Annotated in this window: 24 protein-coding genes; 10 read left to right on the top strand and 14 right to left on the bottom strand. The window is 41.9% G+C overall.

Going from position 1 to position 25,963, the window contains the following annotated elements:
- Positions 1 to 275: 275 nt before the first annotated feature.
- The 8 genes from ilvD (at position 276) to leuD (ending at position 10,774) form a co-directional block, all read left to right on the top strand.
- Complete coding sequence (ilvD, locus tag ACZ5B7_RS05630; protein WP_464493016.1) at positions 276 to 1,946, top strand: dihydroxy-acid dehydratase; 1,671 nt, start codon at positions 276 to 278, stop codon at positions 1,944 to 1,946.
- 665 nt (positions 1,947 to 2,611) lie between these two features.
- Positions 2,612 to 4,339: an acetolactate synthase large subunit gene (gene ilvB, locus ACZ5B7_RS05625; protein ID WP_464493015.1), complete on the top strand. Its 1,728-nt coding sequence runs from the start codon at positions 2,612 to 2,614 to the stop codon at positions 4,337 to 4,339.
- Positions 4,336 to 4,857 (top strand): acetolactate synthase small subunit, encoded by a 522-nt coding sequence (gene ilvN, locus ACZ5B7_RS05620; protein WP_213146491.1) that lies wholly within the window; start codon positions 4,336 to 4,338, stop codon positions 4,855 to 4,857. Before ilvB ends, ilvN begins: the two co-directional genes overlap by 4 nt.
- Positions 4,858 to 4,883: 26 nt before the next feature.
- Positions 4,884 to 5,915, top strand: a complete 1,032-nt coding sequence (gene ilvC / locus ACZ5B7_RS05615; RefSeq protein WP_213146490.1) for a ketol-acid reductoisomerase — start codon at positions 4,884 to 4,886, stop codon at positions 5,913 to 5,915.
- Entirely contained in the window at positions 5,902 to 7,446 is a 1,545-nt protein-coding gene (locus tag ACZ5B7_RS05610; RefSeq protein ID WP_213146489.1) for a 2-isopropylmalate synthase, read from the top strand. Before ilvC ends, ACZ5B7_RS05610 begins: the two co-directional genes overlap by 14 nt.
- A gap of 99 nt (positions 7,447 to 7,545) precedes the next feature.
- Entirely contained in the window at positions 7,546 to 8,652 is a 1,107-nt protein-coding gene (gene leuB, locus ACZ5B7_RS05605; RefSeq protein ID WP_213146488.1) for a 3-isopropylmalate dehydrogenase, read from the top strand.
- 116 nt (positions 8,653 to 8,768) lie between these two features.
- A complete protein-coding gene (leuC, locus tag ACZ5B7_RS05600) occupies positions 8,769 to 10,187 on the top strand; it encodes a 3-isopropylmalate dehydratase large subunit (RefSeq protein WP_423801068.1) in 1,419 nt (472 codons plus the stop codon).
- Positions 10,188 to 10,189: 2 nt separating this feature from the next.
- Positions 10,190 to 10,774, top strand: coding sequence for a 3-isopropylmalate dehydratase small subunit (gene leuD / locus ACZ5B7_RS05595; RefSeq protein WP_464493014.1), 585 nt, complete (start codon positions 10,190 to 10,192; stop codon positions 10,772 to 10,774).
- A gap of 31 nt (positions 10,775 to 10,805) precedes the next feature.
- Here the strand turns inward: leuD and ACZ5B7_RS05590 are convergent, their stop codons facing one another.
- Positions 10,806 to 11,381 carry a GNAT family N-acetyltransferase gene (locus ACZ5B7_RS05590; RefSeq protein ID WP_423801066.1) on the bottom strand — a complete coding sequence of 192 codons (576 nt, stop codon included), beginning with the start codon at positions 11,379 to 11,381 and terminating at the stop codon, positions 10,806 to 10,808.
- A 117-nt stretch (positions 11,382 to 11,498) separates the two neighbouring features.
- On the bottom strand, positions 11,499 to 11,801 hold the full coding sequence (locus ACZ5B7_RS05585) for a DUF3892 domain-containing protein (RefSeq protein WP_423801065.1): 303 nt from the start codon (positions 11,799 to 11,801) through the stop codon (positions 11,499 to 11,501).
- Positions 11,802 to 11,938: 137 nt separating this feature from the next.
- On the opposite strand from ACZ5B7_RS05585, the gene ACZ5B7_RS05580 reads away from it, so the two are divergent.
- Positions 11,939 to 12,673: an RDD family protein gene (locus ACZ5B7_RS05580; RefSeq protein WP_464493013.1), complete on the top strand. Its 735-nt coding sequence runs from the start codon at positions 11,939 to 11,941 to the stop codon at positions 12,671 to 12,673.
- Positions 12,674 to 12,793: 120 nt separating this feature from the next.
- Here the strand turns inward: ACZ5B7_RS05580 and ACZ5B7_RS05575 are convergent, their stop codons facing one another.
- Positions 12,794 to 13,924, bottom strand: a complete 1,131-nt coding sequence (locus tag ACZ5B7_RS05575; RefSeq protein ID WP_464493012.1) for a DUF4179 domain-containing protein — start codon at positions 13,922 to 13,924, stop codon at positions 12,794 to 12,796.
- Positions 13,914 to 14,492: an RNA polymerase sigma factor gene (locus ACZ5B7_RS05570; protein ID WP_464493011.1), complete on the bottom strand. Its 579-nt coding sequence runs from the start codon at positions 14,490 to 14,492 to the stop codon at positions 13,914 to 13,916. The genes ACZ5B7_RS05575 and ACZ5B7_RS05570 overlap by 11 nt, the downstream gene beginning before the upstream one ends.
- 156 nt (positions 14,493 to 14,648) lie before the next feature.
- On the opposite strand from ACZ5B7_RS05570, the gene ACZ5B7_RS05565 reads away from it, so the two are divergent.
- On the top strand, positions 14,649 to 16,220 hold the full coding sequence (locus ACZ5B7_RS05565) for a glycosyl hydrolase family 28-related protein (protein ID WP_464493010.1): 1,572 nt from the start codon (positions 14,649 to 14,651) through the stop codon (positions 16,218 to 16,220).
- Between the two features lie 58 nt (positions 16,221 to 16,278).
- Here the strand turns inward: ACZ5B7_RS05565 and ACZ5B7_RS05560 are convergent, their stop codons facing one another.
- The 10 genes from ACZ5B7_RS05560 to ACZ5B7_RS05515 all read right to left on the bottom strand — a co-directional run bounded on the left by ACZ5B7_RS05560 (position 16,279) and on the right by ACZ5B7_RS05515 (position 25,871).
- Positions 16,279 to 17,133, bottom strand: coding sequence for a MurR/RpiR family transcriptional regulator (locus ACZ5B7_RS05560; protein ID WP_423801062.1), 855 nt, complete (start codon positions 17,131 to 17,133; stop codon positions 16,279 to 16,281).
- Between the two features lie 12 nt (positions 17,134 to 17,145).
- A complete protein-coding gene (locus tag ACZ5B7_RS05555) occupies positions 17,146 to 18,033 on the bottom strand; it encodes an ROK family protein (protein WP_464493009.1) in 888 nt (295 codons plus the stop codon).
- Positions 18,034 to 18,120: 87 nt separating this feature from the next.
- A complete protein-coding gene (locus ACZ5B7_RS05550) occupies positions 18,121 to 18,810 on the bottom strand; it encodes an N-acetylmannosamine-6-phosphate 2-epimerase (protein ID WP_464493008.1) in 690 nt (229 codons plus the stop codon).
- A 24-nt stretch (positions 18,811 to 18,834) separates the two neighbouring features.
- Positions 18,835 to 19,677 carry a carbohydrate ABC transporter permease gene (locus ACZ5B7_RS05545; protein WP_378587351.1) on the bottom strand — a complete coding sequence of 281 codons (843 nt, stop codon included), beginning with the start codon at positions 19,675 to 19,677 and terminating at the stop codon, positions 18,835 to 18,837.
- An 11-nt stretch (positions 19,678 to 19,688) separates the two neighbouring features.
- The gene (locus tag ACZ5B7_RS05540; protein ID WP_423801059.1) at positions 19,689 to 20,564 is read right to left on the bottom strand and encodes a carbohydrate ABC transporter permease; all 876 of its coding nucleotides are present in this window, start codon (positions 20,562 to 20,564) and stop codon (positions 19,689 to 19,691) included.
- 71 nt (positions 20,565 to 20,635) lie between these two features.
- Positions 20,636 to 22,027, bottom strand: coding sequence for an ABC transporter substrate-binding protein (locus ACZ5B7_RS05535; protein ID WP_464493007.1), 1,392 nt, complete (start codon positions 22,025 to 22,027; stop codon positions 20,636 to 20,638).
- Positions 22,028 to 22,040: 13 nt separating this feature from the next.
- Positions 22,041 to 22,679 carry a GDSL-type esterase/lipase family protein gene (locus tag ACZ5B7_RS05530; protein ID WP_464493006.1) on the bottom strand — a complete coding sequence of 213 codons (639 nt, stop codon included), beginning with the start codon at positions 22,677 to 22,679 and terminating at the stop codon, positions 22,041 to 22,043.
- A gap of 4 nt (positions 22,680 to 22,683) precedes the next feature.
- Positions 22,684 to 23,595, bottom strand: coding sequence for a dihydrodipicolinate synthase family protein (locus ACZ5B7_RS05525; RefSeq protein WP_464493005.1), 912 nt, complete (start codon positions 23,593 to 23,595; stop codon positions 22,684 to 22,686).
- Between the two features lie 138 nt (positions 23,596 to 23,733).
- On the bottom strand, positions 23,734 to 25,404 hold the full coding sequence (locus ACZ5B7_RS05520) for an FAD-binding protein (protein ID WP_464493004.1): 1,671 nt from the start codon (positions 25,402 to 25,404) through the stop codon (positions 23,734 to 23,736).
- A 14-nt stretch (positions 25,405 to 25,418) separates the two neighbouring features.
- Positions 25,419 to 25,871, bottom strand: a complete 453-nt coding sequence (locus ACZ5B7_RS05515; RefSeq protein WP_464493003.1) for a NanQ anomerase/TabA/YiaL family protein — start codon at positions 25,869 to 25,871, stop codon at positions 25,419 to 25,421.
- Positions 25,872 to 25,963: the final 92 nt, after the last annotated feature.

Raw genomic sequence — 25,963 nt, 5'->3', positions numbered from 1 at the left:
AAAATTCATAAATTTTTTTATTTTCGTTATATCCCCATGATGAAAGGATTGTAAACGCTCCCAGTTTGTTTAACTAGTTTGAATTGTCAGATTTTTATGTTGACCATGTCTTTAATTGGTTGTATGATAATCGTCAATAAGTACTAAGAAATTTTTCTTGGCGCCTTTATTCATTTCTTTATAAATGAGAACGACAAAGGCTCTTCTTTTTAATAACGGAATGGCTTGTCAATATGAAGAAACAAACCATGACCTGTCAGTTAGGAGATCGTAAAATGAGAAGCGATATGATTAAAAAGGGGATTGATCGTGCTCCCCACCGCAGCTTACTATACGCAACAGGGGTCAAAACGAGTGACCTAGAAAAACCGTTTATCGGTGTTTGTAACTCGTACATTGATATTATCCCTGGTCATAAACACCTTAATCATTTCGGTGAAATAGTCAAGGAAGCCATCCGTGAAGCCGGCGGTATTCCTTTCGAATTTAATACAATCGGTGTTGATGACGGTATCGCCATGGGACATATCGGAATGCGTTATTCGCTTCCAAGCCGTGAAATCATCGCAGACAGTGCCGAAACAGTCATCAATGCCCATTGGTTCGATGGAGTCTTCTACATTCCGAACTGTGACAAGATCACGCCAGGCATGTTAATGGCAGCAGCCCGAACCAATGTACCATCCGTTTTTGTATCAGGTGGCCCGATGGAGGCAGGTGTTTCACCAACAACAGGAAAAAATCTTTCCCTTACTTCAGTTTTTGAAGGTGTTGGTGCTTACCACAATGGTACCATCAGCCAGCAGCAATTGTTAGAAATTGAAACTAATGCTTGCCCTACTTGCGGCTCATGTTCTGGAATGTTCACAGCAAATTCCATGAACTGCTTGATGGAAGTTTTAGGAATGACCGTTCCTGGCAATGGAACGATGGTTGCTACTTCTGAAGAAAGACATGATTTAATTAAGCAAGCAGCAAGACATTTGATTGACTTAATTAAAAAAGATATTAAACCTCGCGATATCATTACACGTGAAGCCATTGATAATGCCTTTGCACTAGACATGGCGATGGGCGGATCAACTAATACTGTGTTACACACATTAGCGATTGCTCATGAAGCAGGTATCGATTATGATCTTCGCGAAATTAATAAAATTGCTGAAAGAGTTCCATACCTTTCCAAGATTATGCCCGCATCTGATTATTCAATGGACGATGTTCATCGTGCCGGCGGTGTAAGTGCCATCATTAATGAACTTTATAAAGTCGAAGGTGCTTTGCATGATAACTGTCTAACGATTACAGGAAAAACTCTTCGGGAAAATGTGAAGGAAGCAACAATCACCAATGAAGCAGTCATCCGGACAAAAGATAATCCATATAGCCCAGTTGGTGGACTATCCATCCTATATGGAAATATTGCTCCAGATGGCGCCGTAATCAAGGTTGGCGCTGTAGATCCTTCGATTAAAACATTTTTAGGTGAAGCAATTGTGTTTGAATCACAGGATGAGGCATTAGAAAGCATTCATAATGGAACGGTAAAAGCCGGCCATGTAGTAGTTATCCGCTACGAAGGTCCTAAAGGCGGTCCAGGAATGCCGGAAATGTTAGCTCCTACCTCCGCTATTATGGGCCGAGGCTTGGGGAAAGAAGTTGCCTTAATCACAGATGGCCGCTTCTCAGGTGCAAGCCGTGGAATTTCCATCGGCCATATCTCACCCGAAGCTGCAGAAGGCGGACCAATCGGTCTCGTTGAAAATGGTGACAAAATATTAATTGACCTCGAAGCACGTTCAATTGAACTTGTCGTGGATGATGTTGTGTTAGCTGAAAGACGCAAGAATTGGGTAAAGCCGGAGCCTAAAATCAAATCTGGCTATCTAGCAAAATATGCAAAACTCGTTACTTCTGCCAACACCGGCGGAGTAATGAAAATATAAAACTAAAAGCGGAAGCGCCCGTTTAGCGGCGTATGGCCTGGAGCGCTTCGACTGAGATAAAGGAAACACGAAGAGCGCTAGCGATTCGATGTTGACTTATCGTAGGGAGAAGAGCGAAGGACACTAGCCGCTGGGCGCTGGAGCTAGACAGTTATCTAGATAAAAAGTGGTAAAAAGATTATTAAACAAACCGGGAACCACTAGTACCCCTCCCCTTCTCTTAAGAAGTTAAGGTACTACAACAAAATCTTTGACAATAAAATAGTCAAATCGATGACGGGAATAAAGGTGTAGGAATTTGTATTTTCAGAGAGCTGGGGTTGCTGGAAGCCCAGTAATACAACCTACTCCGACATCATCCCTGAGTGTTATTCTGAACGGTTTTTAACTCAGTAGGTATAGCCGGGTGTCAACTTAGAGCACCTGTTACAAAAAGAAGCGTTTCTTTTAGATTAGTTGTCGCTTCATGAGGCAGTATTCGTAAGGATACTGTAAAACCCGGGTGGTACCGAGAAAATGAAAGGCCTTTTCTCCCCGAACATTCTGCTTTTGATGTACTTGACTGCAGTTTATTCGGAGAGAACAGGCCTTTTTTACTGTGTTTAAACACAGTTAAAGATTTAGTTTTTTAAATATTCAATTACCCATAAGGAGGGAACTATGACGTGAAAGCAGAAGCAAAGCTGGAATTCCAAACCAGTACGGCACCAAAAACAGGTGCAGACCTTCTCATCGATCTTTTAATTAAAGAAGGTGTTGATACATTATTCGGGTATCCTGGGGGTGCCGTCCTGCCGATTTACGATGCGATTTATCGGGCACAAAAATCCATTAAGCACGTCCTCTTCCGTCACGAGCAAGGAATGATTCATGCTGCTGAAGGGTATGCCCGAATTACCGGTAAGCCTGGAGTTGTCATTGCCACTTCTGGTCCTGGGGCAACGAACTTGGTTACTGGAATTACAGATGCCATGATGGATTCCTTACCACTTGTGATTTTCACAGGGCAGGTAGCACGGACAGTCATCGGAACAGATGCCTTCCAAGAAGCAGATGTAATGGCGATTACCACGCCGATTACAAAACACAATTATCAAGTGCAATCTGCAGCCGATCTGCCAAGAATTGTTAAGGAAGCTTTTCATATTGCTTCTACAGGAAGACCAGGACCGGTGTTAGTTGATGTACCGAAGGATATCTCTTCTGAAATTTTAGCGGCATACCCAGGAGAAGCTGCCATGGACCTGCCAGGCTATCAGCCAACAATTAAACCGAATCCATTGCAAATTCGGAAGCTTGCTGAGGCCCTTCCAAAAGCTAAAAAGCCTGTGATTCTTTCCGGCGCTGGCGTTCTCCATGCAAAAGCCTCCGCTGAATTAACGGCTTTTGCTGAAAATCATAAGATTCCAGTCGTAACCACCCTGCTTGGACTCGGAACCTTCCCGGCAGACAGCCCGCTCTCCTTAGGAATGGGCGGTATGCACGGAACTTATGCAGCTAACATGGCTTTATACGAATGCGATTTGCTCATCAATTTCGGTGCTCGTTTTGATGATCGATTAACAGGAAACTTGAAGCATTTTGCTCCATTTGCGAAAGTTGCTCACATTGACATTGACCCTGCGGAAATTGGTAAAAACGTTCCAACTCAAATTCCGATTGTGGCCGATGCCAAAGCAGCTTTAACACAATTGATTGAAGAAGCAGCGGATTCCCCATCAAATGAGGATTGGCTGGAAACTCTTAATCAAAATAAAAAGGACTTTCCGCTTTGGTATAAGCATGATCCAAACGGCATGAGCCCGCAATGGCTAATCGAAGCAGTTCATAAAGTAACGAATGGTGAAGCGATTGTCGCTACAGATGTTGGCCAGCATCAAATGTGGGCTGCACAGTTCTACAACTTCAATCATCCGCACCGCTGGATTACTTCAGGCGGACTTGGAACAATGGGCTTCGGCTTCCCTGCTGCGATTGGGGCGCAGATGGCTGAACCAAACAGTACCGTAGTGGCAATTGTCGGAGATGCCGGGTTCCAAATGACACTACAGGAATTGTCGGTCATTTATGAACGCAACCTGCCGGTTAAAATCATTATTGTTAATAACGGTGCACTTGGTATGGTTCGTCAGTGGCAGGAGCTTCAATATGATAATCGGATTTCCGAATCCCTGCTTCATACCCAGCCTGATTTTGTCAAACTGGCTGAAAGCTACGGAATCCGCGGTGCAAAAATTGATAATCAGGAAGACCTAGTTGCCTCCCTGCCAGAGCTTATGGCCTATGATGGTCCGGTTCTCATTGATGCCCGAGTCCTTCAGAAGGAAAAAGTATTTCCAATGGTTGCTCCTGGCAAAGGGCTTCATGAAATGATTGGGGTGAAACCAGAATGAAACGAATTATCACACTAACTGTTCAAGACCGAAGCGGTGTTCTAAATCGCGTGACGGGACTGCTGCAAAGGCGTCAATTTAACATTTCCAGCATATCCGTTGGTGCTACTGAAATCGAAGGCGTTTCTAAAATGACTCTTGTGGTTGAAGTAGAAGACGAGCAGCGCCTTGAACAAGTAACGAAACAACTTAACAAGCAGATTGATGTTTTAAAGGTTTCTGATATAACCGATAAGGCCATTGTCGCTCGGGAACTCGCCCTAATCAAAGTAACATCTGGTTCACAGCTGCGCAGCGAGATTAACGGGCTCATCGATCCATTCCGCGCGATTATTGTGGATGTATGTAAAGACAGCATTACCGTTCAGGTTACAGGCAAGCCTGATAAAATTGATGCCTTAATCGACTTGCTTCGCCCATTTGGCATTAAAGAAGTTGCCAGAACCGGCTTGACCGCCTTTTTACGAGGCCACCAGCCACAAGTAAATGAATTATCAGCATACTCACTAACAAAATAACTCTTAATTCTGAAAGGATGATTGTAATGGTTAAAGTACTATATAACGGAGATATTCAAGAGGAAGTTTTACAAGGAAAAAAAATCGCGGTAATCGGCTACGGCTCTCAAGGCCATGCCCATGCCCTTAACTTAAAAGAAAGCGGCTTTGATGTAGTTGTTGGTTTACGCGGCGGAAAATCTTGGGATAAAGCTGTTGAAGATGGTGTTGAAGTAAAATCTGTTGCTGATGCAACTGCGGAAGCTGATGTAGTTATGGTTCTTCTTCCAGACGAAATGCAGCCAAAAGTATATGAAGAAAGCATCAAGCCTAATCTTCAAGCCGGTAACTCTTTAGTATTTGCACATGGTTTCAATATTCACTTCAGCCAAATCGTTCCTCCTGCTGATGTTGACGTATTCTTAGTTGCACCAAAAGGTCCTGGACATTTAGTTCGCCGTACCTATACAGAAGGTGCTGGAGTTCCTGCACTGTATGCAGTTTACCAAGACTACACTGGCCAGGCTCGCGAGATCGCGCTTGCTTACGCAAAAGGAATCGGCGCTGCCCGTGCAGGTGTTTTAGAAACAACCTTCCAAGAAGAAACTGAAACTGACCTTTTCGGTGAGCAGGCTGTTCTTTGCGGCGGTACAACTGCCCTAATCAAAGCAGGCTTTGAAACACTTGTTGAAGCAGGTTATCAGCCAGAAGTTGCTTACTTCGAATGTTTACATGAATTGAAATTAATCGTTGACCTTCTATACGAAGGAGGACTTGAAAACATGCGTTACTCCATCTCTGACACTGCTCAATGGGGAGATTTCGTATCAGGTCCGCGCGTTGTAAACGAAGATACAAAAGCACGTATGAAAGAAGTACTAAAAGATATCCAAACTGGCGCATTTGCTAAGGGCTGGATTTTAGAAAACCAAGCTAACCGCCCACAATTCAACGCAATCAACCGTGCCGAAAATAATCATCAAATCGAAGTGGTTGGCCGCGAGCTTCGTGCGTTAATGCCATTTATTAAGAAGCCCGTAAATCAAAAGAAAGAAGTGGTGGTAAATGGTTCACGTTAACATCTTTGATACAACCTTACGCGATGGTGAACAGTCCCCTGGTGTAAATTTAAACCAACTTGAAAAATTGGAAATTGCCAGACAGCTCGAACGGTTTGGCGTTAACATTATGGAGGCCGGCTTCCCGGCTTCCTCTCAAGGAGATTTCGAAGCGGTAAGAGCCATCGCCAGAACGATTAAAAACTCTTCCGTCACAGGTCTGGCCCGTGCCACTAAATCGGACATTGACATTGCGTGGGATGCTTTAAAAGATGCTGCAGAACCAAGATTGCATGTATTCATTGCAACCTCCCCTATCCATATGCAGTACAAACTGATGAAAAAACCAGAGGAAGTCGTGCAAACCGCTGTTGAAATGGTGAAATACGCACGGAAAAACTTCCCGCAGGTTGAATGGTCAGCAGAAGACGCTTCACGTTCAGATTTAGATTTTCTGGTTCAAATCATTACGAAGGTAATCGATGCCGGCGCTACTGTCATCAATCTTCCTGACACCGTTGGTTATACCACACCGGCCGAATATGGACGCATGTTCCGCTATATCCGCGAAAACGTGCCTAACATCCATAAAGTAGCATTATCGTGCCACTGTCATGATGACTTGGGGATGGCTGTTGCCAACTCATTGGCTGCTATTGAAAACGGCGTTACCCAGGTCGAGGGCACCATTAACGGAATCGGTGAACGTGCCGGAAACGCGGCTTTAGAAGAAATTGCTGTGGCATTAAATATTCGTCAGGACTTCTATCCGTACACAACGGATCTTGTGTTAAAAGAAATCAAGCGCACCAGTGACTTAGTCAGCCGCTTTACAGGAATGAAGGTCCCTGGCAACAAAGCCGTAGTCGGAAAAAATGCCTTCGCACATGAATCCGGAATTCACCAGGATGGCGTGTTAAAAAATACGTTAACCTATGAAATTATTACACCAGAGCTTGTTGGTGTTGGATCCAATGACCTTGTTCTTGGAAAACACTCAGGACGTCATGCATTTAAAGACAAAATTGAGCAAATGGGCTTTGAATTAGAGCAGGATAAACTAAATGAGGCATTCCAGTCATTTAAGTCCTTAACAGATAAGAAAAAAGAAGTAACGGATGAAGATTTATTCACGATCCTAACAGACATTCAAACCTCGGGCTTCGATGTGAAAAAATACGAGTTAGTCGCATTCCAGGTTCAATATGCTTCAGCTAACCTGCCGACAGCTACTGTCGCATTAACCACTCCTGACGGTGAAAAAGTGGAAACAGCACGCACAGGCTCCGGAAGTGTAGAAGCTCTTTTTAACACGTTAGATGCTCTAATTAAAGAAGAGATTCATCTAACAGATTATAGTTTAAGCTCAGTCGGCCGAGGACGTGATGCCCTGGCTGAAGCAAATGTCAAATTGACCGTAAATGGCGTCAATGTCAGCGGCCGCGGCTCTGCCCAAGACGTTCTTGAGGCATCTGGGAAAGCATTTATCAACGCGGTTAACCGAGTCTTCTTCAACAAAAAAATCGGTGTTAAAGAACCGGCTGCACTATAAAACAATTGTAATCCAAGTTTGGTGCAGGTACTGAAACCTGCATTATAAAGAGATAAGCTAGGAACTTAATTTTTAAAAATAATAAGGAGGTTGCTTCTAGTGAAAAAACGAATTGTCTTACTACCCGGTGATGGTATCGGCAAGGAAGTTATGCATTCCGCGAAAGAAGTATTAACGGCGATTGCAGAAGAATATAATCATACTTTTAGCTTTGAAACCCATGAAATCGGAGGAGCAGCCATTGACCAATACGGCACTCCCCTGCCGGAAACGACAGTAGATGCCTGCAAGCAGGCAGATGCCGTTCTTTTAGGTGCTGTCGGCGGTCCGAAATGGGATAACAATCCGTCCCATCTGCGTCCTGAGCGAGGCCTCTTGGGAATCAGAAAGGCCCTTGATTTATATGCCAATTTACGGCCAATCAAAGGCTTCAAAAATCTTCTTCACGCTTCGCCGCTTAAAGAAGAAATTGTTTCTGGAAGCGACCTCCTTATTGTCCGTGAATTAACTGGCGGTATTTACTTTGGTACTCCAAGTGAACGGCGTGATAACGGCGAATCGGTTGTCGATACTCTAGCTTATACTCGCCGCGAGATTGAAAGAATCGTAGATAAGGCATTCCAAGCTGCCCAAGGACGCCGCGGCAAGCTTACTTCGGTCGACAAGGCAAATGTGCTTGAATCCAGCAAGATGTGGCGTGAAATCGTCGAGGAGAAAAAGGCACAGTACCCTGAAGTGTCTGTTGAGCATGTGTTAGTCGATGCCGCAGCAATGAAGCTAATCACCAACCCTGCTTCTTTCGATGTGGTTGTCACTGAGAACATGTTTGGCGACATCTTAAGCGATGAAGCATCTGTGTTAACAGGCTCCCTGGGTATGCTACCTTCTGCCAGCTTAAATGAATCTGGCGTCGGACTTTATGAACCGGTTCATGGCTCAGCGCCTGACATTGCCGGAAAAGGCCTAGCCAACCCGGTTGCGATGATTTTATCCGCTGCCTTGATGCTAAGGTATTCCTTCGAACTAGAGGACGAAGCCAAAATTATCGAAGATGCTGTCCAGTCTGTACTTGATGCCGGCTATCATACTGCTGATTTGCAGATTCCAAACGGCCGCAAAGTGGGCACCGAGGAAATGACAAAATTAATCGTCGACTACATCCGTACACTGAACGCATCTAAGTGTATCGCAAGCTGCTACTATTAAATTTGAGGACGTTACCGCCAGGCTGGTGCAGAATTGGCCTGGCGGTTTATTCTAAAGAGAATACTAGTTTACCTGCTATTTCAGGCAAAAAATCTATAAACGTGAGGAAGGAAGCTATGCAAACACCAAAAAATATCATTCAAAAAATTTGGGAACGGCATGTTGTCCATCAAGAAGAAGGAAAGCCGGATTTACTTTATATTGATTTGCATCTCGTTCATGAAGTGACCTCTCCTCAGGCATTCGAGGGCTTACGCATGACCGGGCGCAAGGTTCGCCGCACTGACCTTACTTATGCAACAATGGACCATAACATCCCAACCCGCCAGCGTCTTGTAATCAATGACCCTATTTCAAAAAAACAAGTCGATACATTACAGCAAAACTGTGAGGAATTCGGCATTACACTTGCAGACCTTCACCACCCAGATAACGGAATCGTTCATGTCATCGGTCCTGAGCTTGGTCTTACCCAGCCTGGAAAAACGATCGTCTGCGGCGACAGCCATACCTCTACACACGGTGCATTTGGTGCCCTTGCTTTTGGTATCGGTACAAGTGAGGTCGAGCATGTCCTTGCTACACAAACACTTTGGCAAGCACCGCCAAAAACGATGAATGTCAAAGTCAATGGCAAGCTTGGGACAGGCGTTACCGCTAAGGACTTAATCCTTGCGATTATCGGAAAATACGGCGTCAAATTTGGAACTGGCTATGTCATCGAATATACCGGGGAAACCATCCGTGGATTTTCCATGGAAGAGCGCATGACTGTCTGTAACATGTCGATTGAGGGCGGTGCAAGAGCCGGACTTATCTCCCCAGACGATACAACAGTCGAATATTTACGCGGCAGAAGACACGTTCCGCAAGGTGAAGCTTTCGATGAAGCCGCTGCTGACTGGAAGTCCCTTGCAACAGACGAAGGTGCCACCTATGATACAATTGTTGAAATCGAAGCTTCAGAAGTAGAACCTCAGGTAACTTGGGGAACGAATCCTGGAATGTGTATTCCGGTAACTGCAAACGTACCAAGTCCAGATCAAACTGATAAACCGGCGGAAAAAGACGAAATTCAGCGCGCTCTTCAATACATGGGGCTTGAAGCAGGTCAGCCTATCTCAAACGTAACAGTTGACCATGTTTTCATCGGTTCTTGTACCAATTCACGTCTAAGCGACCTGCGTAAAGCAGCTAACATCGTTCGCGGCAAGAAGGTTAACCCTTCGGTTACTGCGATTGTCGTTCCAGGATCTTTCAGCGTCAAGCTTGCAGCGGAAAAAGAAGGCTTGGATCAAATCTTTAAAGAAGCAGGCTTTGAATGGCGTGAAGCGGGCTGCAGTATGTGCCTCGGAATGAACGACGATATCATTCCATCTGGTGAACGCTGTGCTTCCACATCCAACCGGAACTTTGAAGGACGTCAAGGTAAAGGGGCCCGCACTCATCTTGTCAGCCCTGAAATGGCGGCTGCTGCAGCAATTGCCGGCCATTTCGTCGATGTCCGCAAGTTCACTGCTCAGGAGGTTATGTAGAAATGGAACCATTACGCATACATCAAGGCCTTGTCTGCCCAATTAACCGCTCAAACATTGATACAGACCAAATTATCCCGAAGCAATTTTTAAAGCGCATTGAACGAAGCGGCTTCGGCCAATTCTTATTTTATAACTGGCGTTTTGACGATGACGGTAATCCAAATCCGAATTTCGAATTAAATCAACCGCAATATAAAGGTGCTTCTATCCTGGTTGCCGGTGAAAACTTCGGCTGCGGCTCCTCCCGCGAGCATGCCCCTTGGTCAGTTCAGGACTTTGGCTTTAAGGTTATCATCGCGCCTAGCTATGCAGATATTTTTAAAAATAACTGCGTAAAGAACGGGATCCTTGCCATCGCTGCAACGGAAGAGCAAGTCCAAACTATTATGAAAAAAGCAGAAACTGAGGGCTATTCGCTTACAGTAAATCTTGAAGAACAAAAGGTTTATGACAACGATGGTTTTGAATTAACTTTCGACATCGCTCCATACCCAAAGGAAATGCTCCTAAATGGTTGGGACGAAATCGGTGTTACTTTAACCTATGAAGATAAAATCAAAGAATATGAGCTTGCACGTTCATAAAAAAAGAGAGCCAGGCTCTCTTTTTTTATTTTTATAGGTTTTCTAATATATTGGTATTGTCCGGTTCTTCATTAAAGGTCAGCACCTCATCAGCCGGCTGATAGGATTCACCGTAAAAATGTTCATCCTTATAGGTATGAATCAAATTATATGTTTTTTTCATCGCTTCAAAAATCATTTCCTCCGACTCTTGATGCGGCGCCCAATAGAGTATTTCCATCTTATTTACTTCATTTGTTGCCAAGGATCTTCGCTCGTAACCAATTGACTCGGCATGCTCAAAGCCTTCACGCTTATAATAGCGCAGTCTCTTTTCTGTATCGCTGTCCTCGTAATTAACCGGCTCCACCTCGAGGATAATTGGCTTCCCTTTTTGCTTCATTTTTTCCATAAGCTTATGTCCAAGTCCCTGACCCCGGGCATCGCTTGAAACAAACAGATAATCAATAAAGACAAAATTATCAAATTCCGCATACATCAACACATGATTGGGTCCTTCATCCTTATGATAAATATTAGGCCGCTCCCGGAGCAGGGTTTCCATATGTTCCCGCGACTTCATTTCCTCAACCGGAAAGTATTGATTCAACTTTTCATACCAATGCATAACATGGCTCCTTTTTTTATGTATATATTGATTTTCCACTAATCGTGACGGGATTATTCCACACTTTAGAAAAGCAAAAAACTGAGCAGAGACTTATCTTACTCAGTTTTTCTAAAATTAAAATTCAGGAAGCTGATCAAGATTATTTTCTTTAATACCGTCCGGCTCGCTGCGGATGATATCCCTCCCGTATTTATGAAAAACATCAATATGGGCAATCTTCCCTGCCTTCGCTTCATCCAATGCCTGTAGGTAATTCAATTCTCGTCCATTGCTGGTCTTAAACGCAATAATGTCCCCATCATCATTTTTCTTAACAGCAACAAACTCTTCTTTTCCATCAGGATTAGTTGCACCGACCTCCACTTGGGCTTGCTGCTTATATTGCTCATAAACTTTTTCAAAATCCTTTTGTTCCATCGACTCCACCTCCGAACATTTGTTAGTATTTTTCCTTCTTAGGAAAATATCCCTGATTTAAAAAATTGTCAAAAAATGTTCCAAAATTATCTTTTAGCCAACATGGTATAATTTAACTGACTAGGAGGCGGTAAACCATGGACAGTCCGGAGGGAAATGTCTGGTTTTATATTCGTGACCATCAACAACAGGGTCCCATAGGCTTATTTGAAATAAAAAAGCTGTATGAACAAGGTGTTTTAACTGGCGACAGCTTTCTTTGGTCCTCAGATATGGATTGTTGGTGTATGGCTAAAACCCTAAATGTGTTTCAGTCAACAGATAATAAACAGGATGCAATAAATTATGCCTTAGATTGGGAGGAAATCAAAAAGGATACCTATCCTACCGGAAGGCCCTTTGTGAGATTTCTTGCCAGGTTCTTTGATCTTGCCCTCTTTACATTTTTCCTTATAGCTTTTGTTTCTATTTTTTCTCCGAAGTTTATCGTTGAATCCTCAGCCATTACCGTATTCATGATTTGTCTAATCCTTTATATCCTTGTAGAGGCGGCCATACTCTCTGTCTTTGGAAATACGCTTGGTAAGTCTCTGTTAAACACACGTATGAAAACGGTTACGGGTGAACCTATTAATTTTGTAACCGCACTAAAACGAAGTATTTTTGTAACAGCCGCTGGAATGGGACTAGGAGTGCCCATCATTAATTTTATTTGTTTTGGTTTCTCCTATAAAGATTTAAAGAAACACGGGTACGCCACTTGGGATAAACAAATTGGAACCATTGTTTTATACGGAAGGGTAAGCACTGCCAGAATGCTTGTTGTCAGCATAATCCCTATTGGATTATTAATAGCTGGCTTGGTCATTTAAACTTTTCTTTTTAGCCACATGTGAAAAGTCAAACAATCTAATCTGTTCGTAAATATTCTCCATAACCGGATATAAACAATCAATCGCATTTGAAATAAAAACAGGACCAAATTGGTCCTGTTAATTTACCTTCTTCTCAAATAGCGTCTTTTTATCCTTACTTGTAATCGTGATTTCGTAAGGATCATTTTTTACCTTCTCCCATACACCGTCCGTATGAATAAAATCGTCAATCATTGAATAAATGTCGTTAGCCCTCTCCTCAGCATTCGGATCATTGCTCGATAGAGTCATTCTAATATGGATATAAAAGACACCTTCTTTACTGACATGGCTGACCATTTTCACATTATATTTTTTGTAAGTCATCAATTCCCTTCCGATGGCGGCAATCGCATCCCCCCAGCGGTTATATTGCTGTCTTTTTTCAAGATTAAATGTTCGATGTTTGACTTCTACTGAATCTTTCCCAGCTGCTCGCAGTGCTTCTTCTACTGATTTCTTGATTTCTACAATTTTCTCTTTGCTCTCGGTGCTTGGAAATTCAAGTTCCACCGTATCTGGACCACCGCCAAATCCGTTGCTAAAATCATAGCCTTTTGTTTTTAGAACCTGCTCGACAATGGCAAAAATCTCAGTGGTCTCCTTGTCTATCTGTTCCTGTTCCTTTTTCCACTTTTCTGATGGCTCGATATATTTTCTGACCCGAACGTAATAATCCTCGGTTTTTGTGCCCTTGTATTTGTTGCTTTGAATAATGTTGTATCCAATTTTTTCAACACCGGACTCCATCTTTTTTATGTTTGCCTCCGAGGCATCAAGAAAAATATGTACCCCTTCTTTTTTACCGCCAACATGCTCCTGAACTGCTTTAACTGGATAACCCGCTTCTTTAAGGTCTTTTTCAATATGGTCAGAAACATCTCCATCAAATCGTTCGTAAATGGCGCTAAGCGGAGGGATTTTTGCCATCATTTTTGCCATTGCTGGGGAAACAAAGCCAGAACCAACAAACAACAGGAGACTAGCTGCAGCAGCCATCGTAACTGCTGCTGCTTTCTTTCCGGATGACCATTGCTTTTTCGCTTTTTTTTGGTAAAGCTTCCACTCACGATCAACCTTCTCTAACCGGCTTTCATCAAACTCTCCCTCTGTAAATCTTTGCGGAAGCTTCTTTGTAAACCGTTCAAGTGATACGGGAACCTGCAGCTGATTCAGTGCTTCATTCCTACGCTCCTTGTTAGATTCCATATGACTTCACCTCCATAGGATATCGATCATTCTTTTTCATTAAGTCGGCGAGCTTTTGTCTTCCACGTTTCAGCCTTGTTTTAATCGTATTGGTATTTTCATTGAGGATAAGGCTGATTTCCTTAATCGATAGGTCTTCAAAATAGTAAAGAAGGATGGGTACACTTTGATCTTTATGTAGAGTTAAGACTAGGTGAAGCAGCTCTTCGGTGTTTTCATTCTGGATTGCTTCATACTGGGCAGATGCCGACTTCATTTTAACCAGTGCCTCGGGATTATCTTCAATATCACTTAATTGGACACGGGAGTTTTTCCGGTAAAGGTCGATTGAACGAGAATAAACCAGCCTGAAAAACCAAGCCTTAAAATTTCGTATATCCTTGTTTCTCATAATGCTGATATAACTATCCTCCAATGCCATTTGAACAGCATCTTCGGCCAAATCTTTAGAATGGAGCATAAGATAAGCTGTACGATAAGCGCTGTTCAGCAATTCTTCCACAAGTAAACTGAACGCTTCCCCATCCCCCTGCTGAATCCGATTCATTAGGTTTTGTTCCCTATTCAAACTGGGGCCCCCCTCCATTTCATTTGCTCTATAAGTAAGTCGTTTTTTAGCACCTGTTTGGTTTCACTTTTTTTAAAATTAATGTGCCAAAATGTGGGTTTTATATAAAAAGGCTATAATAGAGTATACAGGCTTTAAATTTTTGGAGTGAACAAGATGTTAAAGTTAAAGAAAAATCACGACCCTCAGAACAATGCAGACCTGCTGATGCAAATCTTTGGCGGACGAATAGATATCAGAGATGCACTAGAGGAATCGGGGCAGCTATTTCAGTCATTGGGCGAAAAAGGCGGTCCATCAGAGAGCGACGGTTCTACAGTCCAACCAATGCCTTTAAAGCAGATGGCCATAGAGCGGCTCTTTCGTATTTTGGCAAAGCGCGCAAAGCTCCTGGACCCAACACGAGTTTCTATGGATTCAGATGGAAATGTGATTCCTAATTGGAAAGGGAAATTAGCTCAAGAATTCACCCTGCTTTTGGGGACCATTAAGAAAGAAGTAAATGTCGCAGATTTTGGAGCAGTCGGGGATGGAATTACTGATAATACGGAAGCTTTTAAAAAAGCAATCGGAGATGGGCGTGTACAAGTGGCCGTTCCGCCCGGAGTATTCATTGTGAAGGGAATCAGGCTCCCGTCATGGACTTGCCTCGCAGGTGCGGGTAAGGGGATTACCACTATCCGGCTTCATGATGAAGCCCCTAAAGGCACCAGGCTGGTCACCAACGCCAATCATTGGCGAGGAAATCACCATATCTTCGTGCAAGGCCTTAGCCTCGACTGGAATGTCGAAAGACTTGGGGATACTGCTAAAACAAGTACACGGGGGAACCATTCTAGCTGCCTAACTTATGCAAATGTAACATATGGGTGGGTAAAGGACGTAGACGCCATTAATCCAGGTCTCCATTGCTTTGATATTACTTCAACCCTGTACAATTATGCCGGTGATGGTTTCCGGGCCCGCGGAGGCAGCAAGTATGTCTGGCTAGATAATTTAAACGGTCATGGCTTTGGTGATGACGGAATCACCACCCACCATAGTGATTATATTTGGATTTCAAATTCACATATGTGCGACCCGAGCGGCCGCGCCCACCAGAAAGGATTTTCAAACTCGAATGGGATTGAGGTGGATGATGGGTCGAGGAATGTCCTCCTAGTCAATAATTCCACGGCCAGGTGCTTTGGAGGAGTGGAAATCAAGGCACATCAAAATTCTTCAGCGGCATCCAACGTGCAAATCGTCGGGCACATTTCCCTGAACGATAACCGGTCCTTTAACTTCCGGCATATCGGCCATCATAAAAGCACAGACATGGAGTCGAAAACAGCCTATAATATTTTGGGGGTAAATTTGGCTTCAATTGCACCTGTTTTTTCAGATTTATATAAGGATTCCTCTCCAAGGGGTTTGGTGGTTTCCGCTTATAAGAATGTGGCGCTGAACCATATAACTTTTATTGGCGATCCCGACTATGACTATAAAGGAAATCCAATCGCAGCCATTCAATATCGAGCAAGAAATGTTGCCCTAAACAATATTTCTTTTAAAAATTTTAGAACGGCAGGTGCCGGAATAAAAGTATTTGGCGGTGAAAACCGGGCCGATGCTGTCCATATACATAATGTCCTCATTAAGGATTCTAATGTAAAAGCAGTTCAAATTGGAAGCGGCATTCAAGATATAAATCTGCATAATATTAAAGAATTCGAAATGCAAATATAATAATAGGCCCGCAAATACATAAGGTGCTGCCGCACCTTATGTATTTGCGGGCCTTCTATTAAAGCATTTTCTCAATGACAGCTTTAGCTGTACTGTCTTTATTAACAGTCGATTCTTTGTAGGTTCTTTTAAAATATTCAGCATAGAGCAAATCCAGCAAGTAAAGCTGGGAAAGCTTGGCCGAAAGGCTGCCGCCTTGAAGAGGTCCTTCATTTGCTCCGCAAAGCAGGGTAATATCTGCATAACTAGTTAAAGGGGACTTTGCAAAACGAGTTATCGCAATAATCTTTGCTCCTCTTTCTTTTACCACCCTTGCCACTTCAATCGTGTCCTTTGTTGAACCGGAGTAGGAGATCAGAACAGCGACATCTTTATCCGTCATCAAAGCAGCTGACATTATTTGCAGGTGAGTATCAATGGAGCATTCTGTTTTATTGGTAACCCTCATAAACTTGTTCTTAGCTTCCATCGCAGTCATTAAAGAGGCGCCAACTCCAAAAAAGTGAACTCTATCTGCAGCTATGATGTAGTCTATCGCTGTTGAAATATCGTCCTCATTAATTAGTTTAAACGTGTCAGTAAGGGCACTTACATTCGTTGTTAAAATCTTGGAGGCAAGCTCCCCAATTGTATCCTGCATCGTAATTTGACCTGATATCTGCGGTGTTTCTTCACCTTGTGAAATGCTATGTGCTAATGCAATCTTAAACTCTTGATACCCTTTAAGATTCATAGTTTTGCAAAACCGAAAAACGCTTGATTCGCCTACATCGCAGGCGTCAGCCAGGTCCGTAATCGACATATAGATGACATCCTTAATATTTTCGAGGACGTAATCCGCCACCTTTTTTTCTGTATTTGTAAATGAATTATATCGTGACCGAATAAGTGAAAAGATATCTACCGTTGTCATAAAGCACCCCTTCTATTTCCCGCTCGTTAAATGAAGTGAAACGGCACCTAGCATCCCCGCTTTATTTCCCAAAGAAGCTTTGATGATTTCCACATCAGAAAAGCTCTCCATAATCAATTCTTTTACTTTCGCAGAAACCCTTTCAACCAAAAACTCCTGTTCCATGACGCCGCCGCCAACAATAATAGCAGGAGGGTTAAATATATGGATTAATGAAGCCAACCCCAGCGCGGCTTCATGAGCCCAAGATTCGACAACCTTCAACAGCCGTTGATCACCTTGGTTTATTTTTTCGAAAATAATCTTACCATTTATACATTCCTTGTCAATCACTAATGCCATTCTTACTAATGCTGATGTGGAAGCATATGTTTCATAGCAGCCTCTTCCACCGCAATTGCATGGATTCCCTGCGGGATGGGTAATAATATGGCCAAATTCTGCTGCAATTCCTTTATGACCCTTGTATACCTTGGAATCAGCAATTATGGCACCGCCGATTCCTGTTCCATATGTCAAACAAAGGAAATCATGAAATCTTCGGCCGGCACCAAAATATTTTTCACCTAATGCCGCGGCATTGACATCATTTTCTACTTTTACAGGAACTTTAAATTTTCCCTCAAAAATATGTTTTAAATGCGTTCCAGTATAATTCGGTATATTTTCATTAGCATAAATAATATAGCCTTCCTCACTGTTTACCTGTCCTGCAGTACTGATGCCAATCGCGTCAAAACCGGCAAATTCCGAAATAATCTGGATTAGTTTTTCTATTAAGTATGGTCCGCCTTTTTTACTTTCCGAATCATATTCTTTAAATACCTTTATATTTCCTTTTTCATCGGAGAGGCCTAACTTGATGGATGTCCCTCCAATATCGACAGCTAATATTTCCACAATTCCCACTCCCCGCCAATATCTACCTGAGAAGGCATTAATCCCGCGAGAAACTCGGGGGATTAATCTTGGAAAAAATTTTCTCCATTATTGAATAACGTGAACAAATCTTTTGGTAATTTCCATCGGTCTTGTGATCGCAGTTCCAACCACCGCGGTATGAATACCAAGCTCAAAAACAGTTTTTAATTGCTCAGGTGTCCAGATACCTCCCTCAGCAATTACCGGAATGGGCAGTTCACGAACTAAGCTCCCTATTAAATCCGTATCCGGCAGGCTCGTTCCTTTTGTATATTCTGTATACCCGCTTAAGGTGGTACCAACACAATCGAAGCCTAATTTATAGGCCGTCATACCTTCCTCATAAGTAGAACAATCCGCCATAAAGAGTTGATCTTTATACTTTTCTCTAATTTTAGGAAATACCTCTTCAATCGTCGTGCCATCTGGTCGGACTCTTTTTGTAGCATCTAAAGCAATGATGTCCACACCCTCACGGTAAAGAAGGTCAATTTCTTCCATTGTAGGTGTTATAAATACATCAGACCCATTGTAAACTTGTTTAATAATTCCGATAATCGGCAAATCAACCGTTTTTTTGATTTCCTTAATATCTTCTACACTATTAGCGCGGATGCCGCACGCTCCGCCAAGCTTGGCCGCATACGCCATTCTCCCCATAATGTATGGACTGTGCAGCGGCTCCTCCGGAAGAGCTTGACACGAAACGATTAATTTACCTTTAACTTGTTCAAAAATTTTATCCTTATTATCCATTTAAAAGCATCTCCAAGTTGAATTTTATCCCTTTTCTGCCCCAATTGCTAAGCCTTTAGTAAAGTATTTTTGGAAGAAAATAAAGATTAACAGCATTGGAACTGCAGCAACAGTAGCTCCTGCCATCTTGTAAGCAAAGTTTGGATTTAGATCCTGCATTAATGAAGCAATACCAACCATTAAAGTTTTCGATTCTTCACTCTGGCCAACCACCAGCTGCCATAGGTAATCGTTCCATACCTGAACAAAGTTTAGAATAAATAATGCACCAATACCCGGTTTTACAATTGGCAAAATAATTTTGTAGAAGGTATATAATTCACCTGCACCGTCAATTCTGGCCGCTTCACGTAATGAGTCAGGTATCGAATCAAAGAATCCTTTTAGCAGGAATACACCAAAAGCGGTTGCGACGTTTGGCCAAATCATGCCATTTAGCGAATTGACCATACCTAAGTCTTGAATAATTCTGAACAATGGAACAATCATAACCTCTTTTGGAATCATTAAGCTTGAGATAAAGATAATGTAAATAACATTTTTCCCTTTAAAATGCAGCTTTGAAAAAGCATAGGCTGCCAGGGAACTGACTACGATAACTGCAATGGTTGAGACAAGTGATACAACAATACTATTAAATGTCCATTTTAATGCCGGCTGATTTTGGAATACATCCACATAGTTGCTGAAGGATATGGTTTTTGGAAACCAATCCGGCGGCATTTTGATAACATCCGCACTATTTTTTAACGAGCTTGTAAATAACCAGTAGAGCGGAAACAGGTTTAGGATAGCAAAGAAAAGAATGATCACGTTTGCAACTACGTCAACCGTTTCTCTTTTTCTTTTATTTTTATTTTTCAACATGCTCTGTCACCTCAATCCTTCTTAAACATTGCTCTTAATTGTGGAACCGATAGCACTAATGTAATTAAGAACATAATGACACCAACAGCGGAAGCAATTCCAAGTTGATTGAACTTAAACGCGTTATTATATAAGAAATACATGAGCGTTGTAGAAGCATTATTTGGTCCGCCGCCCGTTAAGAGCTGGATGACAACGAATATTTTTAATACTGCAATTATATTCATGATAATAATATAGATGGTAGTAGGCTTTACCATTGGAATTAGGATCTTAAAGATGATCGTCGTTCGGCTGGCACCATCAACCTCTGCCGCCTCGAATAAATCCTTTGGAACTCCAATCATCGATGCTATATAAAGTATGATCGCTTGACCAACGTTAGTTGCAAAGGTTACAAAAATGATGACCGGCAATACGGTTTTAGGGTTGCCCAAGAAATTGATTGATGACATTTCCATCTGTTTTGCAACATAAGGAATGAGACCATTAGCCGGATTAAGCAAAAAGCTCCAAACCATACTCATGACAACCATTGAAACCATTACCGGGATGTAATAGCTTCCTCTAATGAAAGAAACATATTTCGCATTTTTATCAAAAACAGCCGCTGATACGAATAGGGCAAAAATAACAGTTAAAGCAACGATAAAAATAACAAATACGACAGTATTTATAGTTGATTTTACAAAGACCGGATTCTGAAATAACTTTTGATAGTTTTCAAAACCAACAAAAACTTCATTCGTATAGTTAATCCGATATAAGCTTAAGCGAATTCCTTCAATAATTGGATAAACGAGAAATACCAAGAAGAGTATAAGCTGTGGAGCAATAAACAGGTATCCCGTCAAATTCTCTTTTAAAGCATGCTTGTTGAAATTCATAAGAAGCCTCAACCTTTCTAAAACTTAAGCCCCAATATCGGGGCTTAAGCTTTTATTTATAACGCTGAAGGTTATTTAATCACCGAGTTTTCTTTTGCATCCTTAATTACTTGATTACCATTCTTCTGATAATCTTTGATTGCCTGTTCAGGTGATTTTTGACCAGTATAGAGGGCTTGAAGTTCAGGGAATAATACCTGTCTTAACTGGCTGTAACCTGGAACGCTTCCTGTAAAGTTGAATAAATACTGAGCGTTTTTGTCATAAGCTTCGAATAATGGATTTTGTGATTTGAACTCATTTGCCACTGAAGTTCTAACAGGAACACCATTTTTAGATGCTTTTACTAGCTCAGGGTCAGTTGAGAAGAATTTTACAAAATCCTTACTTACTTTAATTCTAGTTTCATCTTGTGTGTTAAATACGGCAGCACCTGATACATAAGTAAATGTTAATGGGTCGCCGCTTTCAGAAGGAATGTTTGCAAGTCTGATATCGAACTTAGGAGCCTTGCCTTGTTCCATCTCAGCTTTTGTGTTGTTAAATAGTACTGAGTTAGTGAAAGCAATAGCAATCTTTTGGTTCTTAAACATAGCTAGTACGTCGTTAGAAGAAACTGATTCGGCGCCAGGATTGGTTAAACCAGCATCGTAGGTTTTCTTTAACCATTCTGCAGCTTTCACACCTTTAGCATCATCCAGGACAATATTTCCCTTTTTATCAAAGAACTGATTGCCAAACATTCTTAGATACGCTAGGTTCCAAGTATCAGCTTGGTTGTTAAGAGCATATAATCCCATTGGATAGGCATTTGGATATTTGTCTTTTGGCAAGTCCTTCTTAAGAGAATTTAAGATAGTTTCATATTCTTCTAAAGTCCACGTTTTAATTTCATTCTCGCCGCCGATATATTTTTCAAGTCCGGCTGCCTTTAACATATCAGCGTTGTAAGCAAATGTTCCTGGCATATGGGAGAATGGATAGAAATAAATGTCCTTGCCAAACGTCACAGTATCCCAGTAGTTCTGATCAATATCTTTCTTAGCTGCATCATCAACAATATCATTTAATGGCACTAATGCACCGCGATGAGCGTAGTCACCCATGGCAAACGTATTTTCAAAGAAGATATCTGGCGGGGTGCCGCCGTTTAACTTAACGTTTAACAGTTCGTCCCGTTGTTCACTGGCAACGACTTCAACCTTAACCTTTACGTCATAGTCCTTATATTGCTTGGAAAATTTCTCTGCTGCATGCTTGAAGAAGCTATCATAGTCAGCTCCTTGTTCTGTTGCATCCATAACACCCTTCCATTGAGGTGTTAACATCAAGGATAATTCTACAGTCTTTTTGTCTTTGGAGCCTTCAGCCGGTTTACTTGATTCTTTGTCTGAACATCCAGCTAATGCTGAAAGGGCAAGTACACCAGATAAAGCGGTTGCAAGAAAACGCTTCTTGAACATAAATTTCTCCCCCTTAAAAATAAGTTTTTATTTTATTGAAGACAAGCTCAGCAAGAAGCCTGTGTCCTTCCTCATCAAGATGCATAAAATCGATTTGATTCATAGAAACGATTCCTTTTGTATCAAGAAATTCAGTTTTTTGAATATGCATCAATTCGTTTAAATGGGTGGAAAGTTCCGATGATTTGATGTCACATGCTTTCCCCATCGACTTTCCCACTTCAGTTTCATAGTATTCTTCACCAATCGGAGGCGGGGCAATCACTAAAACTTTAGGAAAAGCCCCGTTTACGCCTGCTGGTGTGTTTTTGGCCTTATATGAAAGTCTTGCTATGCCTTGGGCGATGTTATAGGAAGTTAAATGAAACCGTTCTTTCGTATCATTTGTACCAAGCATGATGATTACTAGCTCCAGCGGCGCATGACTCATTAAACATGGATGAATATAGGCCAATCCACTTAACCCTTCAAATAAGGGATCATCTACTACAGCTGTCCTGCCTGATAGCCCTTCTTCGACCACTTGAAACTCTTCCCCCAAAAACTCGGCCAGAATGCTGGTCCATCTGATACCTTCCGGGAATCTTTCCAATGTTTTGGCATTATAACCCCATGTGTTAGAATCACCAAAGCAAACAATTCTTTTTTTCATTCTTTTACCTGCTATATTTAAGGATAGCTTGATCAATCATATCCTTAATTTCTTCTACCTTTTTCAAATCCTCGCCTGTTACAGGCTCAAGCGGTCCTCTAACACTTCCAACATTGACACCACGTAATTTTAGAAGTTCCTTAATCGTGGAATACATATGGCCATTTAGAGAACATAAGGCAATGATGATATCGTTAATATCCCGTTGGATATTTTTCGCTTGTTCAAAATTCCCAGATGACACAAACTCTTCTGCTTTTAAAAGCAATTCAGGCATTGCCGCATACGTACCGCCGATTCCGCTGTCAGCGCCAATTACTCTGCCGGAAACATATTGCTCATCAGGACCATTGAAGACAATAAAGTCTTCTCCTGCTGCTGCCTTGAAGCGTTCGATATCCATTACCGGCATCGATGAATTCTTTACGCCGATTACCTTTTTATTTTCAATTAGCTTCTTAAAGGCTGACAGCGAAAGATTGTATCCTGTTGTTTGCGGGATGTTGTAAATAATAAACGGCAGTTCAGTAGATTCCATTATTTCTGACCAATACTTAATAACCGAGCTGTCTGGAAGCTTAAAATAGATTGGCGGAATGGCAGATAGTGCATCATAGCCAAGCTCTTCTGCATATTTTGCTAAAATGACGCTATCACGAGTTGATGGTGCTCCGACATGTGCAATTAATGTCAGCTTCCCTTTGGCCGCTTCGGCAACATATTTTAGGGTTGCTTTTCGTTCCTCAAGATTTTGGTAGATGCATTCTCCTGAGCTCCCGCCGACATAAAGACCCTTTACCCCTTTTTCATAAAGATAGTTGCAGAGGTCTTTTGTTCTGATTTCCGATACTTCACCTGCATCATCATAACAGGCATAAAATGCGGGAATGATCCCTTTAAACTTTTCTAAATTCATGTATATCCCCACCTGAGTGAAAGTAATGTTAACGTTTACAAGCAAAATATATCATAATATTTTAATAGTGTAAATAATTTTCTTCATTTATTTTATTTTTGAAAAAAATATCCACTTTCTCAATGCCCTTTGGAAAGATTATCTGACCTCAAAATCCAGCTTAAGATTTCCATTAATTCGGTAAATTTCTAACCTTTTATTATAAAATTCATCTTCAAAAGGATAATCTTCCCGATAATGAGCGCCTCTGCTTTCCTTTCTTTCCAGCATTGCCTTCAGAAGCAGATCGGAAAGAATCAGGAAGTTTCTTGCTTTAAAGGCGCTTTTTCTTTCTTTTATATTATTTGTAAAAATCCCCATATTAAAAGATGCTTTCAAGTCCTTGATTTTATTCAAGGCTGCCTGGAGATTTTTTTCATCACGAATGACGTTGCCATGGAACCACATGATTTCCCTGACCGCATCCATTACTTCATGTGGAGTCAGAGCACTTTGTGAATCTGCTGAAAAGGCATGAATCCCCTGTGTCAACTGTGTTGTCATCTGATGTAGATTGATTTCTAGCCGCTCGATGCTTTCTGCATATTCAAGGCAATTTTGGGCAGCTCGTTTTCCAAACACCATGCAAGCTCCGGTAGAATTCCCACCCAAACGGTTGGCACCCTCAATCCCGCCGGCGAGCTCTCCAATTGCATATAGCCCGGGTACGCCTGTCCGACCGTAGCTGTCAATTTTGACGCCGCCATTGCTGGCATGAGCAAACGGAGCAATTTTCATCTTATTCTTGGTTAGGTTTATGCCGCGGTCTTCCAGCCAATTTAAATAAATCGTATAGAAATCACTTTTATTCTTGTAAATTTCGGGATCGTAAAGTAACTCGAAACCATCTTCGCTTTTCGTTCTGAAAATTTCTTTCATCATCGCGATATCAAAATATTTGGATGGCAGGGAATTTGTAAACGGACCGTGGGTACTGCGAATTTTAAAGCATTCTTCCTTAGAAATGCCTTCTGGCAGCACACTATCTAAAATGCTGTTTCCTTCCTCATCCACAAAATCCTTGCAATAATTTAACGTGTGCTCGCCCCATAATGTCTTGTATTTTGGCGATGTAAAGCCCGGAATAAATTGAATAAACTCCATATTTACAAGGCTTGCACCTGCTTCAAGAGCCAGGATATGGCCCGAGCCATCGACGTCATTTGGGTTCAAATTATGCTTATATATATTCCCAAATCCCCCGGAAGCAAGGACAACGGCTTTACAATTAATCATGATAAAGTCATTATCCCGGTTTAAGAGAATCGCCCCTGCCACTCTGCCATCCTGCTTTACCAAGGAAATGACTGCCGTTCTATCCATGAGGGTAATATTAGGGTAATGATCGATGATTTCGGTAACATTTTCCCTGATTTTATTCCAATCCTTCAGCATGTAAATAGTTCTGCCATGGTTGGCAAAACAGGCCTTCCGATCATCGGAAAGCTTATAAGGCTCTATTCCGATTTCGGGAAACTCCTCGACCCTGTCCCGAATCTCGTCAATATAGATTTTTGCCATCTCACGGTCTTGCATACCATGGCTGACTGCATCTATATCCGCTAAAAACACGGCTTTGTCTTCATCGTTTTTCGTTACTTGTGTCCCTAAAGAGGCCTTTAGGGGAAAAAAACTGGATCCGGAACAAAGCTGTGTTTTTGTCGACATGATGATGTTTTGTCCGGCTTTTGCCAGTTCCATGCTCACCTTAAGCCCGGCAATCCCGCTGCCAACGACCAATACATCCGTTGTCATGATTTCTTTAATCATCTGTCCCGCACATCCTAAATAAGAATTTTAAAAACTACTTTTCTGACCTTTTCAGCTTCGTCCACCTTAATGCCCGTCATATGGACATCGCTCGAGTATAAGAGCATAAAATTGCCCTTTTCAAGCTTCACTTTGGACTGCACTTTCCCCTCCAGCAGGAAATAATCATCCTGTTCATCGTAGTCTTGTTTTACCGTCATTCTCTCAAAAAGCTCGTGGGCGACAAACTCTTTTCCCTCAAGAATATAGTGAAGATCGATATATTTTTTATGGGATTCCCAGAACCGCTCCTCGGCTTCTTTCGTTTCATATTCTATTAAGTTGAAAAAAAGTTCTTCCCCTTCAACTTCATGCATGCCTGTTTGAAGGCTTGAAAAATTGTGGGTTTGAATATAATGAATAGCACGATTCACTCTTTCGTTTATCCCTTTATATAACTCAAAATTACTAATGTGATCGGCAATCATCTTTATCGGCTCCTTCATAAATTGGTTTCTTATTGTTAACCGTTTTCAAACAAAATATAGCATACTCACGAAGTTTCGTAAATTATTTTCTC

This window comes from Neobacillus sp. S1115, from assembly GCF_055385565.1.
This window is presented reverse-complemented; position numbering and strand designations above follow the sequence as displayed.

Bases quoted from the DNA above. Each gene is read 5' to 3' on its own strand.
- ilvD (WP_464493016.1), top strand. From the start codon at position 276: ATGAGAAGCGATATGATTAAAAAGGGGATTGATCGTGCTCCCCACCGC.
- ilvN (WP_213146491.1), top strand. From the start codon at position 4,336: ATGAAACGAATTATCACACTAACTGTTCAAGACCGAAGCGGTGTTCTA.
- ilvC (WP_213146490.1), top strand. From the start codon at position 4,884: ATGGTTAAAGTACTATATAACGGAGATATTCAAGAGGAAGTTTTACAA.
- ACZ5B7_RS05610 (WP_213146489.1), top strand. From the start codon at position 5,902: ATGGTTCACGTTAACATCTTTGATACAACCTTACGCGATGGTGAACAG.
- leuC (WP_423801068.1), top strand. From the start codon at position 8,769: ATGCAAACACCAAAAAATATCATTCAAAAAATTTGGGAACGGCATGTT.
- leuD (WP_464493014.1), top strand. From the start codon at position 10,190: ATGGAACCATTACGCATACATCAAGGCCTTGTCTGCCCAATTAACCGC.
- ACZ5B7_RS05590 (WP_423801066.1), bottom strand. From the start codon at position 11,381: ATGCATTGGTATGAAAAGTTGAATCAATACTTTCCGGTTGAGGAAATG.
- ACZ5B7_RS05585 (WP_423801065.1), bottom strand. From the start codon at position 11,801: ATGGAACAAAAGGATTTTGAAAAAGTTTATGAGCAATATAAGCAGCAA.
- ACZ5B7_RS05580 (WP_464493013.1), top strand. From the start codon at position 11,939: ATGGACAGTCCGGAGGGAAATGTCTGGTTTTATATTCGTGACCATCAA.
- ACZ5B7_RS05575 (WP_464493012.1), bottom strand. From the start codon at position 13,924: ATGGAATCTAACAAGGAGCGTAGGAATGAAGCACTGAATCAGCTGCAG.
- ACZ5B7_RS05565 (WP_464493010.1), top strand. From the start codon at position 14,649: ATGTTAAAGTTAAAGAAAAATCACGACCCTCAGAACAATGCAGACCTG.
- ACZ5B7_RS05560 (WP_423801062.1), bottom strand. From the start codon at position 17,133: ATGACAACGGTAGATATCTTTTCACTTATTCGGTCACGATATAATTCA.
- ACZ5B7_RS05550 (WP_464493008.1), bottom strand. From the start codon at position 18,810: ATGGATAATAAGGATAAAATTTTTGAACAAGTTAAAGGTAAATTAATC.
- ACZ5B7_RS05545 (WP_378587351.1), bottom strand. From the start codon at position 19,677: ATGTTGAAAAATAAAAATAAAAGAAAAAGAGAAACGGTTGACGTAGTT.
- ACZ5B7_RS05540 (WP_423801059.1), bottom strand. From the start codon at position 20,564: ATGAATTTCAACAAGCATGCTTTAAAAGAGAATTTGACGGGATACCTG.
- ACZ5B7_RS05535 (WP_464493007.1), bottom strand. From the start codon at position 22,027: ATGTTCAAGAAGCGTTTTCTTGCAACCGCTTTATCTGGTGTACTTGCC.
- ACZ5B7_RS05530 (WP_464493006.1), bottom strand. From the start codon at position 22,679: ATGAAAAAAAGAATTGTTTGCTTTGGTGATTCTAACACATGGGGTTAT.
- ACZ5B7_RS05525 (WP_464493005.1), bottom strand. From the start codon at position 23,595: ATGAATTTAGAAAAGTTTAAAGGGATCATTCCCGCATTTTATGCCTGT.
- ACZ5B7_RS05520 (WP_464493004.1), bottom strand. From the start codon at position 25,404: ATGATTAAAGAAATCATGACAACGGATGTATTGGTCGTTGGCAGCGGG.
- ACZ5B7_RS05515 (WP_464493003.1), bottom strand. From the start codon at position 25,871: ATGATTGCCGATCACATTAGTAATTTTGAGTTATATAAAGGGATAAAC.